General features: G+C 73.6%; 13 protein-coding genes. 9 read left to right on the plus strand and 4 right to left on the minus strand.

The genetic code is table 11. The annotated features are described in order from the left end of the window. Position 1 precedes the first annotated feature (1 nt). From ACS3YM_RS05905 to ACS3YM_RS05925, 5 genes are all read left to right on the plus strand, one after another. Positions 2–715, plus strand: coding sequence for a type 1 glutamine amidotransferase (locus ACS3YM_RS05905; RefSeq protein ID WP_439939145.1), 714 nt, complete (start codon positions 2–4; stop codon positions 713–715). Continuing rightward, positions 712–3702: a bifunctional [glutamine synthetase] adenylyltransferase/[glutamine synthetase]-adenylyl-L-tyrosine phosphorylase gene (locus tag ACS3YM_RS05910; RefSeq protein ID WP_439939146.1), complete on the plus strand. Its 2991-nt coding sequence runs from the start codon at positions 712–714 to the stop codon at positions 3700–3702. The genes ACS3YM_RS05905 and ACS3YM_RS05910 overlap by 4 nt, the downstream gene beginning before the upstream one ends. Positions 3703–3754: 52 nt before the next feature. Continuing rightward, positions 3755–4393: a SatD family protein gene (locus ACS3YM_RS05915; protein WP_439939841.1), complete on the plus strand. Its 639-nt coding sequence runs from the start codon at positions 3755–3757 to the stop codon at positions 4391–4393. Positions 4394–4408: 15 nt separating this feature from the next. Further along, positions 4409–5137 carry a hypothetical protein gene (locus ACS3YM_RS05920; RefSeq protein ID WP_439939147.1) on the plus strand — a complete coding sequence of 243 codons (729 nt, stop codon included), beginning with the start codon at positions 4409–4411 and terminating at the stop codon, positions 5135–5137. Between the two features lie 76 nt (positions 5138–5213). Beyond that, entirely contained in the window at positions 5214–6797 is a 1584-nt protein-coding gene (locus tag ACS3YM_RS05925) for an MXAN_6640 family putative metalloprotease (protein WP_439939148.1), read from the plus strand. Positions 6798–6813: 16 nt separating this feature from the next. Here the strand turns inward: ACS3YM_RS05925 and cobU are convergent, their stop codons facing one another. Genes cobU through cobT form a run of 3 tightly spaced genes read right to left on the minus strand, consistent with a single transcriptional unit; the run spans position 6814 to position 9194 of the window. Beyond that, the gene (gene cobU / locus ACS3YM_RS05930; RefSeq protein WP_439939149.1) at positions 6814–7341 is read right to left on the minus strand and encodes a bifunctional adenosylcobinamide kinase/adenosylcobinamide-phosphate guanylyltransferase; all 528 of its coding nucleotides are present in this window, start codon (positions 7339–7341) and stop codon (positions 6814–6816) included. Between the two features lie 28 nt (positions 7342–7369). Continuing rightward, entirely contained in the window at positions 7370–8134 is a 765-nt protein-coding gene (locus ACS3YM_RS05935; RefSeq protein WP_439939150.1) for an adenosylcobinamide-GDP ribazoletransferase, read from the minus strand. Between the two features lie 7 nt (positions 8135–8141). After that, positions 8142–9194 carry a nicotinate-nucleotide--dimethylbenzimidazole phosphoribosyltransferase gene (cobT, locus tag ACS3YM_RS05940; RefSeq protein ID WP_439939151.1) on the minus strand — a complete coding sequence of 351 codons (1053 nt, stop codon included), beginning with the start codon at positions 9192–9194 and terminating at the stop codon, positions 8142–8144. Positions 9195–9247: 53 nt separating this feature from the next. Between cobT and ACS3YM_RS05945 the strand changes: the two genes are divergently transcribed. Genes ACS3YM_RS05945 through ctlX form a run of 4 tightly spaced genes read left to right on the plus strand, consistent with a single transcriptional unit; the run spans position 9248 to position 12198 of the window. Then, complete coding sequence (locus tag ACS3YM_RS05945) at positions 9248–9775, plus strand: 2'-5' RNA ligase family protein (protein ID WP_439939152.1); 528 nt, start codon at positions 9248–9250, stop codon at positions 9773–9775. 23 nt (positions 9776–9798) lie between these two features. Next, positions 9799–10002 (plus strand): hypothetical protein, encoded by a 204-nt coding sequence (locus ACS3YM_RS05950; protein ID WP_439939153.1) that lies wholly within the window; start codon positions 9799–9801, stop codon positions 10000–10002. 12 nt (positions 10003–10014) lie between these two features. Next, on the plus strand, positions 10015–11115 hold the full coding sequence (locus ACS3YM_RS05955; protein WP_439939154.1) for a threonine aldolase family protein: 1101 nt from the start codon (positions 10015–10017) through the stop codon (positions 11113–11115). A gap of 51 nt (positions 11116–11166) precedes the next feature. Beyond that, the gene (ctlX, locus tag ACS3YM_RS05960; RefSeq protein WP_439939155.1) at positions 11167–12198 is read left to right on the plus strand and encodes a citrulline utilization hydrolase CtlX; all 1032 of its coding nucleotides are present in this window, start codon (positions 11167–11169) and stop codon (positions 12196–12198) included. A 13-nt stretch (positions 12199–12211) separates the two neighbouring features. Here ctlX and ACS3YM_RS05965 read toward each other — a convergent pair whose 3' ends face one another. After that, positions 12212–14029, minus strand: a complete 1818-nt coding sequence (locus ACS3YM_RS05965) for a bifunctional metallophosphatase/5'-nucleotidase (RefSeq protein ID WP_439939156.1) — start codon at positions 14027–14029, stop codon at positions 12212–12214. Between the last annotated feature and the right edge of the window lie 52 nt (positions 14030–14081).

The raw sequence follows: 14081 nt of genomic DNA on the forward strand, positions 1-14081 counted from the left end.
AGTGAGCAGCCCGAAGATCCTCGTCGTCGAGCACCAGGAGTCCTGTCCGCCCGCGCTGGTCGGGGAGTGGCTGGCGGAGGCCGGCTGCACGCTCGAGGTGTGCCGCCCCTACGCGGGCGACGCGCTGCCGCGCCTGACGTCGTACGACGCCGTGCTGGTGATGGGCGGCGACATGGGTGCCCACGACGACGAGGCGCATCCGTGGCTGACGCCGCTCAAGGCCGAGATCCGCGACGCGGTCGCGGCAGGGACGCCGCTGCTCGGCATCTGCCTGGGGCACCAGGTCATGGCCGTCGCGCTCGGCGGCACCGTCGAGCGCAACCCCCGGGGCCAGACCGTCGGCATGCAGCCCGTCGGCTGGACGGCGGAGGCCGCCGACGACGCGTGGGCCGCCGCGCGGACCGGCGCCGAGGTGGCCGTCCACTGGAACAACGACATCGTGGTCTCGCTCCCCGAGGGCGCCGTGGTGCTGGCGCGCACCCCGGGCGGGGAGGTGCAGGTCGCCCGCTTCGGGCCGCGGGCGTGGGGGATCCAGGCGCACCCCGAGGTCGACGCAGCGATCGTGACCCGTTGGGCCGAGTCCGACCGGGACGAGCACGTCGCGCTGGGCCTCGACCAGGCCGCGGTGCTCGCCGAGATCGACGACGAGGTGCTGATCGCGCACTGGCGGCCGCTGGTCGCACGCTTCGCGGCCGTGGCCGGTGAGGGCCGATGAGCTCCCACGGCAGGCTCGTGCGCCTGGGCTTCGTCGACGGCGCCGCGGCGGCGCGCGGCATCGAGCGCCTCGGCGAGGCCGGTGGACCGCTGACCGACACGCTTGCCGCGACCGCCGACCCCGACGCCGCGCTGGACGGGCTGCTGCGGCTGGTCGACGCCCTCGACGAGGAGTCCGAGGGCGCCGGCGCCGCGATGCTCGAGGAGGTCGCCGACGACGAGGGCACGGCCATGCGGCTGTGCTGCGTGCTGGGCGCCAGCGCCGCGCTGACCCACCACCTCGTGCGGCACCCCGACCACTGGCGCGAGCTCACCGACCCCACCCTCGGCACCACGCGCGCCGCGGCGTACGCCGTGCGCGAGGCGATGCTGGCCGCCGTCGGCGCCGACCCGAGCAGCGACCAGCCCGTGGCCGGGCTGCCCGACGCGGAGGCCGTGGACGCGCTGCGCGTGGAGTACCGCCGGATCCTGCTCCGCCTCGCCGCCCGCGACCTCGCCCACCACGTCAGCCTCGACGACGCGGCGGCCGAGATCTCCGACCTCGCGGCCGCGACGCTCGAGGCGGCCCTCGCCGTCGCACGCGCCCGCGTCGAGGCGTACGCGTCGGCCCGGCTCGCCGTCATCGCGATGGGCAAGTGCGGCGGCCACGAGCTCAACTACATCTCCGACGTCGACGTGGTCTACGTCTACGAGCCGGCCGAGCTGGAGTCGGGGGAGCGTGCCGACGACGGGGTCGCGCTCCGGGCCGCCACGCAGCTGGCCTCGCACCTGATGCGGATCTGTTCCGACCACACCCGCGAGGGCACCATCTGGCCGGTCGACGCCAACCTGCGGCCCGAGGGCAGCCAGGGGCCGCTGGTCCGCACGCTCGCGAGCCACCGCGGCTACTACGAGAAGTGGGCCAAGACCTGGGAGTTCCAGGCGCTGCTCAAGGCCCGCCCGGTCGCCGGCGACCTCGCCCTCGGGCAGGACTACCTCGAGGTCATCGAGCCGATGGTGTGGAGCGCCGCCGAGCGCGAGGGCTTCGTGGCCGACGTGCAGGCCATGCGCCGCCGGGTGGTCGAGCACATCCCGGCCCACGAGGCGGAGCGGCAGATCAAGCTCGGCTCGGGAGGGCTGCGCGACGTCGAGTTCGCGGTGCAGCTGCTCCAGCTCGTGCACGGCCGCGCCGATCCCACGCTGCGCGAGGGCGCCACGCTGAGCGCGCTCGACCGGCTCACGCAGGGCGGCTACGTCGGCCGGGAGGACGGCGAGAAGCTCCACGAGGCCTACTCCTTCCTCCGCACCCTCGAGCACCGCATCCAGCTCCACCAGCTCCGGCGCACCCACGTGCTGCCGGAGGACGATGCCTCGCTGCGCCGGCTGGGCCGGTCGCTGGGTCTCTTCTCCGAGCCGGCCGCCCAGCTCGACAAGCAGTGGCGCTACCACCGCCGCGAGGTGCGCCGGCTGCACGAGAAGCTCTTCTACCGGCCGCTGCTCGGCGCGGTCGCCAAGCTCGCGGGCCCCGAGGCCCGCCTCTCGCTGGAGGCCGCGGAGGCGCGGCTCGCCGCCCTCGGGTACGCCGACCCCAAGGCCGCGCTGCGCCACCTCGAGGCGCTGACGAGCGGGGTCTCGCGCACCTCCGACATCCAGCGGACGCTGCTCCCGGTGATGCTGGAGTGGTTCGCCGACTCGCCCGATCCCGACGCCGGGCTGTGGGGCTTCCGGCGACTCAGCGAGAGCCTGGGCCGTACGCCCTGGTACCTGCGGTTCCTGCGCGACGAGGGCGAGGTGGCCCAGCGGTTGGCGTACGTCCTCGGCACCTCGCGCTACGCCACCGACCTGCTCGAGCGCGAGCCCCAGGGCGTGAAGATGCTGGGGGAGTCGCTGGTCCCGGTGAGCGCCGAGGCGGCCCTCGCGGAGATGCAGGCCCTCGTCGAGCGCGCAGAGTCGCCGGAGGCGGCGGTCGGCGCGGTCCGGGCCGTACGCCGTCGCGAGCTGCTGCGCATCGCCTGCGGCGAGCTGGTGGCCGGCACCGACGTGGCGCTGGTCGGGCAGGGTCTGAGCCGGCTCACCGACGCCACCCTGCAGGCCACCCTGGACGTCGCCACGGAGGCGGTGCGCGAGCAGCGCGGGCTCGAGGCCGCGCCGAGCGCCATCGCCGTCATCGCGATGGGTCGCTACGGCGGCTTCGAGCTGTCCTACGGCAGCGACGCGGACGTGATGTTCGTCCACGAGCCGGCCGACGGCGTCGAGCCGCAGGTGGCCGCGTCGTTCGCGCAGGCGGTGGTCTCGGAGGTCCGGCGGCTGCTGTCCCTGCCCGCCAGCGACCCACCGCTGGAGGTGGACCCCGACCTGCGCCCGGAGGGCAAGACCGGGCCGATGGTCCGCACGGTGGAGTCCTACGCGGCCTACTACGCCAAGTGGTCGCACGTCTGGGAGTTCCAGGCCCTGCTGCGCGCCGACGCGGTCGCCGGCGACGACGACCTGCGCGCACGCTTCACCGAGCTGATCGACCCCCTGCGCTTCCCCGCCGAGGGGATCTCGGAGGACGACGTGGTCGAGGTCCGTCGGATCAAGGCGCGCGTGGACGAGGAGCGGCTGCCGCGCGGCGCCGACCGCCACACCCACCTCAAGCTCGGCCGCGGGGGACTCGCCGACGTCGAGTGGACCGTGCAGCTGCTGCAGATGCGCCACGCCGGGAAGGTCGAGGGCCTGCGGACGCCCCAGACCCTCCCGGCGCTCGAGGCGGCAGCCGCCGCGGGCCTCATCCCGGAGGCCGACGCCGAGACGCTGGCCGAGGCCTGGCGCCTGGTCAGCCGGGTCCGCAACGCGGTCACCCTGGTGCGGGGCAAGCCCGCCGACCAGCTGCCGCGCGACGCCCGTGAGCGGGCAGCGGTGGCGCGGGTGCTGGGCTACCCTCAGGGGTCCTCCGACCAGATGGTCAACGACTACCTCCGGACCACCCGGCGGGCCCACACGGTCGTGGAACGCGTCTTCTGGGAATGAACACTATTGCTTCATCGAGGCTGAAAGAAGGTATGGTCTTCATGTGACTGACATGAAGGCTGATCCTTCAGTGACCCTCATCGGTGACCTGGTGGGCTCGCGCCGGACCAAGGACCGGGGCGTCGTGCACGGGCGTCTCGAGCAGGCACTCGCAGCCGTCAACGAGGCGTACGCGCCCCCGGTGCCGCTGCGCGTCACGGTCGGGGACGAGTTCCAGGGCATCTTCGCGAGCCTCGGTGCCGCGATCGCCGCCACGCTCCGCCTGCGGGTGGCACTCCTGCCCGACGTCGACGTGCGACAGGGCATCGGCTGGGGCCGCGTGCTCGTGCTGTCGGAGGCTCCGCGCGTGGAGGACGGTCCCGGCTGGTGGGCCGCCCGGGCCGCGATCGAGACGGTCGAGGCCTACGAGCGCAAGGCGCCGCTGCGCGCGGTGCGCACGGCGTACGTCGCCGCCGACGACGAGCCGGGGCCCGACCCGGCCCTGGTGAACGCCGCCCTGATGGGGAGGGACCACCTCGTCTCCAGCCTGTCGCAACGGTCCATGTCGGTGCTGGATGGTCTGATGAGGGGCAGGCAGCAGCAGGAGATCGCCGAGGACCTGCACATCAGTCCGTCTGCGGTGTCGCAGAGGATCCGTGCGGACGGGATCGGCGTCCTCCTGGCCGCCGACGAATTGGTCCGGGCCGTCTGAAGGAGGAGCAGGTCGATGAGCTGGCTCGGGATCGTGCTGATCGGCTTCGCCGTCACCGACCTCACCCACTCGGTGCGCAGGACTCGGTTCCTGCCCGAGTGCGTCGGAGCGCTGGTCGCGCTCGTGGTGGGCCTGCTCGCGGGGCTCACCTCGGGATGGGACGTGCTGGCGCTCTTCGTGATCGCCGCCGTGGTGCTGCTGTGGGGGCTGACGGTGACGTGGGGGTTCGGCCACCCCGGGCCCGCGTGGCTGCCCCTGACCGTCTTCGCGCTGGCACTGACGGTCGCGGTGGCCTGCTCCGGGCTGGCGCCCGAGACGTCCGGCCCCCTCGCCCGCTGGCTCGACTCGGTCAGCCTGCCGGTCCTCAGCGGCGTCGACCCCGACCGGTTCCTGCTGCTCCTCGGGGCCTTCGGGATCCAGCTCGCCACCGGCAACGTGCTGGTGCGGCTGGTCCTCAAGACGACCGGCACCCTGCACCCGCTGGCCGACGGCGGGATGCCGCCGACCCGGCTCAAGGGCGGTCGGCTCCTCGGTCCGCTGGAGCGCATCTTCATCCTCGCCCTCGCGCTCGGTGGCCAGGTGACGGCGGCCAGCGTCGTCGTGGCCGCCAAGGGTCTCCTGCGCTTCCCCGAGCTGTCCTCGCGCCGCGACCAGGAGCGGATCCACCAGATGACGGAGTACTTCCTGCTGGGCTCCTTCGTGTCCTGGCTGGTGGCGCTGGGGTCGTTCGTGCTGCTTTCGTGAGCGAACCGCCGGCGAGCACACACCGTTCGTGGCGTTCCGGTCACATGGGACTCGTGGGACTGGTGTGATGGTCCCCATGCGCCTCCGCCCCCCTGTCGCCCTGCTCGCCTCCCTGTTGACCGTGACCCTCGGGACGACGCTGGCCGTCGCGCCGAGCGCCGGCGCCGCCGACGGCCCGGGTCGCCCCGACCGCACGCCTGCGGAGGTGAAGGCCGCCAAGAAGGCCCTGGCCGCCGCCGAGGCCGCGGCCACCGGCGAGCCCTCGCCCGCCGGCGTCGTGCGGGACCAGACCCTGGCCATGCGCGACCTCATGGTGGCCAAGGACGCCCTCCGTGGCGACGACCGCGCCGCCGCCGAGCGTCTGCTCGCCCGCCCGACCACGCCGCCGGACAACCCGGACGACCCCCGCGACATCTACTACGGCGAGGACGCGGACCTGCAGACGCAGTGCAGCGAGACGTTCTGCCTGCACTGGGTGGAGGAGGGCCCGAACGCCGCCACGCCCGAGTTCGCCGCGACCGCGTTCGACACGATCGGCCACGTCGCGGCCGTCTACGCCGCCGCCGGGTTCCGTGCCCCGCTGCCCGACGAGGGTCAGGAGGGCGACACCCGCACCGACTTCTACCTCGGCGACCTCGACACGTACTTCGCCTTCGGGTTCTGCCGGTCGGACGCCGACGGCCCGGTCGACGGGTCGGCCTGGTACGCCTACTGCGGCTTCGACAACGACTACGTGAACACCTACCTCGCCCCGGCCGAGGCCCTGGCCATCACCGTGGCGCACGAGTACTTCCACGCCGTCCAGTTCGCCTACGACGCGGAGGACGACGGCTGGTTGATGGAGTCGACCGCGACGGCGATGGAGGACGTGTTCTACGACGACGTGAACGACAACAGGTTCTTCCTCGACTTCGGGCAGATGGGCGACCCCGCGACCTACGAGTACCCGCTCGCCGGGCCCTCGACGCCCCTCGACTACCTGGACTTCACCGCCTACGGCAACTGGGGCTTCTGGCGCTACCTGACCGAGCAGCACGACGACGCCACCGCGGGCGTCCCGAACCTGCTCCGCGAGGTCTGGGAGGCGCTCGACACCACCCAGGGGCCCAACCCGCTCCACTCCCTGCAGGCCATCGACGAGGTGCTCGCCGCGCGCGGCACGTCCACGCCGGAGCAGTACGTCGCCTTCGCCGACGCCAACCAGCACCCGGGCGACGCCTACGAGGAGGCGCTCGAGCAGGGCTACCCGACGGCGCCGAACACCCTCGAGTCCGTGCAGCTCACCCGCACGGTGCCCGTCGCGACCCGCAGCGCCTCGCTCGACCACCTCACCAGCGCCACCGGCGAGGTCCTGCCCTTCCCGGGCAGCCGCGGGCTCGCGGTGCGGGTCGACCTCGGCGGCTCGGACGCGGTCCGGGCGGCGGTCACGGTCCACCTGGCCGACGGCAGCACCTCGACGTCGTACGTCCCGGTGAATCCGCAGGGCAAGGGCGACGTGGTCGTGCCGTTCGCGGCGGACGCGGTCTCCTCGGTCGAGGTCACCCTCGCCAACGCCAGCACGCGGATGACCGGCTGCGGCGGCGGCACCCCGTACGCCTGCGGAGGCACGAGCCCCGACGACGGCCTGGTCGCGGAGGTCCGGTTCCAGGCGGTCGGCTGAAACCGGGCGGCCAGGACTAGAGCCGTAGCACGCGGCCTGCGACCACGAGGTGCACCTCGTCGCAGGCCGCGGCGACGCGCTGGTTGACCGTGCCCAGGAGGTCGCGGAACAGGCGACCGGACCGGTGCTCGGGCACGACGCCCAGGCCGACCTCGTTGGTGACGACGACGACGTCGTGCTCGCACCGGCCGAGCGCCTCGACGACCTCGTCGGTGCGGGCGAGCACCAGCTCGTGCACGGCGTCGGCGTCCTGCTCCCAGGCGTCCGCCGCGTCGATGGTCGCGGTGAGCCACGTGCCCAGGCAGTCGATGAGCAGCGGGTCCTGCGCATCGGTGAGCGCCGCCGCGAGGTCCTGGGTCTCGAGGGTGCCCCAGGACGCGGGGCGCCGCGCGCGGTGGGCGTCGATGCGGGCCGCCCAGTCGGGATCGCCCTCGCGGTCGGGCGGCGTGCCGGTGGCGACGTAGGTCGCGGGCGCCCCGCCGATCAGGCTCTCGGCGTGCGTGGACTTGCCCGACCGGACTCCGCCGGTCACCAGGATCCGCATGGCGCGCATCCTCCCAGAGCGTCCGCGCTCAGACGGTGGCGGCCGCGAGCAGCAGCACCGCGAGGGAGATCTCCACGGCCGCGCCGAGCACGTCGCCGGTGACCCCGCCGAGACGGCGTACGCACCGCAGGAGCAGCACGACCACGGCAGCCACCGCGAGGAGCAGCCCCACCAGCGGCGGCCAGGCCGAGCCGAGCGCGTGGCCGGCGACCGTCACGGCGACGACGGCCAGCAGGAGCGACGCCGCGGCCCCGACGACCGGGACAGCACCGACGTGGGTCGCGCCGAGCCCGTCCGTGCGGGCCGCGGGGACGCCCCGCACGCAGGCGACGGGCAGTGCCACCCGCGACGCGGACACCAGCAGTGCGACCGCCCACCAGGCGTGGTCGTGCCGGACGACGGCGGTGAGCCCGGCGGCCTGGAGTCCGGTGACGATCACCACGGCCACGACGCCCGCGGGGCCGACCGGCCCGGTGCGCATCACCTCGAGGGAGCGCTCGGGGGAGTAGGAGGCGGTGAGCCCGTCGGCGGTGTCGGCGAGCCCGTCCCAGTGGAAGGCGCGGGTGCCGAGCGCGAGCGCCAGGAGGACGACGTACGCCGTGGCGAGCGGCGGCAGGCCGACGACCTCGCCGAGGAGGACCACGAGCGCTGCGGCAACCCCGAGCGGCAGCGAGGCCACCGGGGCCAGCGCCATCGCCAGGCCCGCGACGGATCGGTCGACCCGACCGGGAGGGGGCACGCGGACCGCGGTCAGGGTGCCGGTGGCCAGCAGCCAGGCGTCGCGCAGGATCACGGCCGGGTCACTGGGGCAGGATCTCGGAGAGCAGCGCCACGTCGCGCATCACGGCGATCGCGGAGCGGAGCACCGGCAGTGCGGCGACCGCTCCCGAGCCCTCTCCCAGCCGCATGCCGAGGTCGAGCAGCGGCTCGAGGCCGAGCGCCTTGAGCGCGTGCGCCTGGGCCGGCTCGGTGGAGCGGTGACCGGCGACCCACCAGGCGCTGGCGCCGGGGGCGAGCGCCTCGGCGACCACGGCGCACGCGAGCGACATCAGCCCGTCGAGCAGCACCGGGACACCGCGGCTGGAGGCCTCGACGAGGAAGCCGGTCGCTGCGGCCAGGTCGGCACTGCCGAGCGCGGCGAGCACGTCGACCGGGTCGCCGGCGCGTCCCTCGGTGCGCGTGAGCGCCTGCGCGACGACGTCGCGCTTGCGGGCCCAGCCGGCGTCGTCGATGCCGGTGCCGCGACCGGTCACCTCGTCGGCCGGGAGCCCGAGGACCGCCGCGACCAGGGCGGCCGCGGCCGTGGTGTTGCCGATGCCGAGGTCGCCGGTCATGAGCAGCTGGGCGCCGTCGTCGACGAGCCCGCGGGCGACCTCGGCGCCCAGCGCGAGCGCGTGCTCGGCCTCGTCGCGGGTGAGGGCGTCGGTGAGGTGGATGGCGCCGGACCCGCGGCGGACCTTGTGGGCCGTCACCTCGGCCGGGAGGTCGCCGAGGTCGGCGTCGACGGCGATGTCGAGGACGCTCACCGCGACCCCGTGCTCGCGCGCCAGGGCCGAGACCCCGGCGCGGCCGGCGACGATCGTGCGGACCATCGCCTCGGTGACGGCGGCCGGGTAGGCCGAGACCCCGTGCGCCGCGACGCCGTGGTCGCCGGCGAGGACGACGAGGCGTACGTCGGTCAGCGGGCGCGGCGGCACCTCGCCCTGCACCGCGGCCAGCCAGGCGCCGAGCTCACCGACCCTGCCCAGCGCTCCCGGCGGCGTGGCGAGGCCGGCCAGGCGCTCGTGCGCGCGGGCAGCGACCTCGGGGGAGGGCGGCGCGATCGGTGAGGGGATACGGGGTGGCTTCTCCATGGCCCGACCAGCCTAGTGAGGCCGGCGCGGCGTCGACCTGCCAGTCTGGGCGCGTGCCCGGCCACTCCGTCCTGCAGCTGCCGGTCGCCCCCCTGGAGGAGTGGGTGCGGGCCCGGACGGCCCACTACGACGGGGGTTTCGTCTCCTCCGACCCGCGCTTCGGGCATGCGCACATCACCGCGCTCGGTCCCTTCGACCCCGACCCCTCGGCGACCGACCTCGCGGTGGTCGCCGACCTCGCGGCCGCCACCCCGCCGATCCGGGTGCGGCTGGCCGACCTGGCGCAGTTCCCCAACGGGATCATCCACCTCGTGCCCGACCCCGGCGACCGGCTGCGGGACCTGACCGCGAGGCTGGTCGCCGCCTTCCCCTGTTGGCCGCCCTATGGTGGTGAGTTCGGCGACGACGTGCAGCCACACCTCACCGTCGACGCAGCCTCCGCCGAGGTGGACCTCGCCTCCACCGCTGCGCTGCTCGCCGAGGTCGTGCCGGTCGACGTGGTGCTCGACCGGCTCCAGCTCGCCTGGTGGGAGTCGGGGGCGTGCCACGTGGTGGAGGAGTGGCGCCTCGGCGCCGGGTGAGCGCGCTGTGGCAGGATCGCCGCATGGCTGCTTGGGCACACCTCGAGATCAACGTCGACGACCAGGGCAACGTGGAGGTCGGTGGCTACAACGCCGACCCCGAGGCGCTCGTCGAGGGCACCGAGTCCTGGGAGGACCTCCTGTCCTCGCTGGGCATCAACGGGTGGGAGCTGGTGCAGGTGATCCCCGGCGTCGAGACGACGTACTGGTTCAAGCGCCAGGCCTGACGGCCACCTGACGTGAGCGAGCTCCACGACCGGTTCCGCGCGGCGTCGGCCTCGGCCGAGGCGATCTTCTGGCGCGAGCCGGGCACTCCGGCCGCCATGTTCGAGAAGCTCGCCGCCTTCGCGGCGGAGCACGGGGTCGAGTGGGACCGCTACGGCGAGCGCGGCGCGGTCGCGCAGCTCGAGGCGGAGGTCGCCGAGCTGCTCGGCAAGCCCGCGGCGGTCATGTTCCCCAGCGGGGTCATGGCCCAGCAGGCCGCGCTGCGCGCCTGGTGCGACCGGTCCGGGTCGCGGCGCGTCGCGCTGCCCGACCTGTCCCACCTGCTCCACCACGAGCAGGACGGCCCGCGTCGGGTGATGGGCCTCGAGCTCGAGTGGCTCACCACCGGGCGCGAGACCCCGACGGCCGAGGCCCTCGCGAAGGTGGGCGGCCGGCTCGGTGCGGCGATGGTCGAGCTGCCCCTGCGCGACGCCGGCTGCCTGCTGCCGACGTGGGACGAGCTCGTCGAGCTGTCCGCGGCGGCGCGGGAGCGCGGCGTACCCCTGCATGCGGACGGCGCGCGGATCTGGGAGTCGGTGCCGCACTGGGGCCGCAGCCTGGCCGAGGCCGCCGACCTCGTCGACTCGATGTACGTCTCGCTCTACAAGGGTCTCGGCGGCTCCAGCGGCGCGCTGGTCGTGTGCCCCGAGGACCTCGCCGGTGAGCTGCGCTCGTGGCGGGCGCGGATGGGCGGCACGATCTTCTCGATGACGACGGCGGCCGTCGGCGGGCTGATGGGCCTGCGCGAGCACCTGTTGAAGTTCGGCGACTACCGCGCCTGGGCCATCGAGCTCGCCGCCGCCCTGCGCGAGCACGGCTTCGCGACGTTCCCGGAGGTGCCGCAGATCGCGACCTTCCTCGCCTACGCACCCGGGACGGCCGACGAGGTCAACGAGCGCGTCGTCGCGTTCACCGAGCAGCGCGGCGTCGTGCCGTGCGGGCTGTGGCGGCCCGCCCAGGTGCCCGGATGGGTCGAGACCGAGCTCACCTGCTACGAGTCGGCGCTCCGCCACGACCCCGTCGAGGTGGCCGGCCTGATGGCCGCGGCGACCGGCGAGGGTGCACCCGCCGCGTAGCGCTCCTCCGCGGGTTCTGACCGGCGCACCGATGTCCTCTAACCTCTCCCCGTGAGTGCTCAGGCCCCTTCCGCTGTCATCCTCGTCCGCGCGACCAGCTTCGTGCCGAACCCGGCGACCGCCGCGGACAACGCGTTCCAGGCCGAGGCCCCGGCCGGCCAGACCGACTTCACCACGTCCGAGAGGGCGCTGGCGGAGATGGACGCCCTCGCCGCGGCGCTGCGGGAGGCCGGCGTACGGGTCCACGTCTTCGACGACGACGACCACACCCGCCCCGACAGCGTGTTCCCGAACAATTGGATCTCCACGCACGCCGGCGGCACGGTCGCGGTCTACCCGATGTACGCCTCCAACCGGCGCCACGAGCGCCGCCACGACGTGCTGGAGATGCTCAAGTCGGAGTACCGCGTGCAGGCGATCGTGGACTACTCCGGCCTCGAGCCGGACGGCATCTTCCTCGAGGGCACCGGGGCGATGGTGCTCGACCACGTCTCGCGGGTGGCCTACACCGCCCGCAGCCACCGCGCGGACACCGCCGTGCTGGAGCGCTTCTGCACCGACTTCACCTACGAGCCGATGGCCTTCGACGCGGTCGACGCCGACGGTGTGCCGGTCTACCACACCAACGTGATCGCCTGCATCGGCACCGACGTCGCGATGATCGCGCTCGAGATGATCCCCGACGAGCACCGGCGCGAGCAGGTGCGCGAGCGGCTCGCGGTGACCGGCCGCACGATCGTCGAGCTCTCCGAGGAGCAGATCCGCGAGTTCGCCGGAAACGCCGTCGAGCTCTGCGGTCGTACGGCCGACGGCAAGCGCCGCTACATCATGGCGATGTCGGCGCGGGCCAAGCGGTCGCTGCGGCCCGAGCAGGTGGCGGCGATCGAGGAGTCGTGCGAGATCGTCGCCGTCGACATCCCCACGATCGAGTTGGCCGGCGGGTCCGTGCGCTGCATGATCGCGGGCGTCCACCTCGACCGTCGCCCGCCGCTGGCGCAGGCCGAGCTCACCGAGGCGGTCGCGGCGATCAACGAGGACAACCCGATCACGCCCGACGGGCGTTACGTCGACGGCAACGCCTGAGGGCCGCGCTCCCTCAGCTGATCACGACGGGCTGGCCGCCCGAGACGAGGTGCCAGTCGACCGAGGCGAACTGCGCCGGGTCGATCACGCCGTGCTTGGTGACCCAGTCGATGATGAGCTGGCGGATCTCGTTCTGCTGGTTGTAGACGACCGGCGCGGTGCTCACGTGCGGAAAGCCGCCGCCGCCGGACTGGCGGTAGTTGTTGACCGCCATCGCGAACTCCTGGCCGGGGGCCACCGGCTGCCCGTCGTAGGACAGGCCGACGATGCGGGAGCCGACGGGCTGCGCGATGTCGATGGCGTAGGTGAGCGGTGCGTCGAGGCCGGCGACGGAGTCGAAGTTGTAGTCGGGGGTGCCGTTGGGCGCGGTAGGCGTGACCGCGCGCGTCACCTCCGCGACGGTGAACGGACCGGTGCCGGAGACCTGCTGGAAGTAGCGCGCGGAGTACTCCAGGTAGTCCTTCACCTGGGCGCCGGTGACCTTCACTCCCAGCAGGGTGTTGTCGTAGATGTAGAGCCCCGCCACGTCCCGCACCGTGACCTGGCCGGCGGGGAAGGACGCGGCGCGGTTGAACGGCGCGGCGATCGAGAGCACCGGCAGCGCGGCGTCGGCACCGGTGAGCCCGGCCTTCACCGCGTCGGCCTGGACGAACTGGACGAAGTCGATGATCGGCACGTCCTCCACGACGGCGCGGTCGGCCGACAGTGCGGTGGTCGAGGTGCCGATGGGGGAGTTGACGTAGTCCACGACCGTGTCGTGCTGCGCCTGGACGGCCGCCAGGACGGCGGGGTCGCCGGCGACGGTGTTGGAGTTGAGGGTCTGCCCGTGCCGGGCGACGACCTTCCACTGGCCGTGGACGTGCTGGAGGTCGAGGTCGATGACCGCCACGCGCATGCCCCAGTAGAGCGGCTCGCAGAGCAGCACCTTCTCCTGGGTCTTCGTGTTGGTCACGAAGCGCTCGGGGATCTCCTTGTGGGCGTGGCCGACGAGGATCGCATCGACCCCGGGGACCTGCTCGGCCACCAGCGACGCGGCGTTCTCCGGCCACGGCAGGGCGTCGCCGTACGACGACGAGGTGTCGGCGCCGCTGTGCGCGCTGATCACGACGACGTCGCAGCCGCGGCGCTTCAGCTCGGGCACGAACTTCGCGGCCTGCTCGACCAGGCCGGGGAACTCCATCCGCCCCTCGACGTTGGCCTTGTCCCAGATCGCGATGCCGGGGTTGGTCAGGCCGAGGACCCCCACCTTGAGGCTCGGGCCCCCGGGGACGTCGAAGTTCTTGATGACGTAGGGCGGGAAGACCGGGCGGCCCGTGGCGGGGTCGACGGCGTTGGCACCCAGCAGCGGGAAGTCGAGCTGGGACTCGAACGTGCGCAGGGTGTCGATGCCGTAGTTGAACTCGTGGTTGCCGAGCGCGGCGGCGTCGTAGCCGACGAGGTTCATGGCGTTGGCCATCGGGTGGGTCGACCCGCCGGTGATCGGGTCGATCCGGGCGTAGTAGTAGGCGAGCGGGGTGCCCTGGATCGTGTCGCCGGCGTCGAGGGTCAGCACCGGCTGGCGACCGAGGCGCGCCCGGGCTGCCTTGATCAGCGTGGCGGCGTGGGCGATGCCGATGTCGTTGTGGGCCTTGTCGTCGAACTCGAGGTTCTTGAAGTAGTCCCAGTTGAAGACGTTGCCGTGCAGGTCGGTGGTGCCCAGCACCGTCAGGCGCGTGCGGTGCTTGCCGGGCCCCGCGAGCGCCGGCATCGGCTTCGCGACGAAGCCTGCGGCAGTGAGGGCGGCGGCGCCGGTGAGGACGGTGCGACGGGCGGGCGTGGGCTGCGAGGGCATGGAGGACCGCTTTCCGAGAGTTCCGAGAGTTCCGAGGTTCCGAGAGGTCCCG

It is taken from the genome of Nocardioides sp. N13(2025) (assembly GCF_051912545.1).
In the GTDB taxonomy this organism is placed as follows: domain Bacteria; phylum Actinomycetota; class Actinomycetes; order Propionibacteriales; family Nocardioidaceae; genus Nocardioides.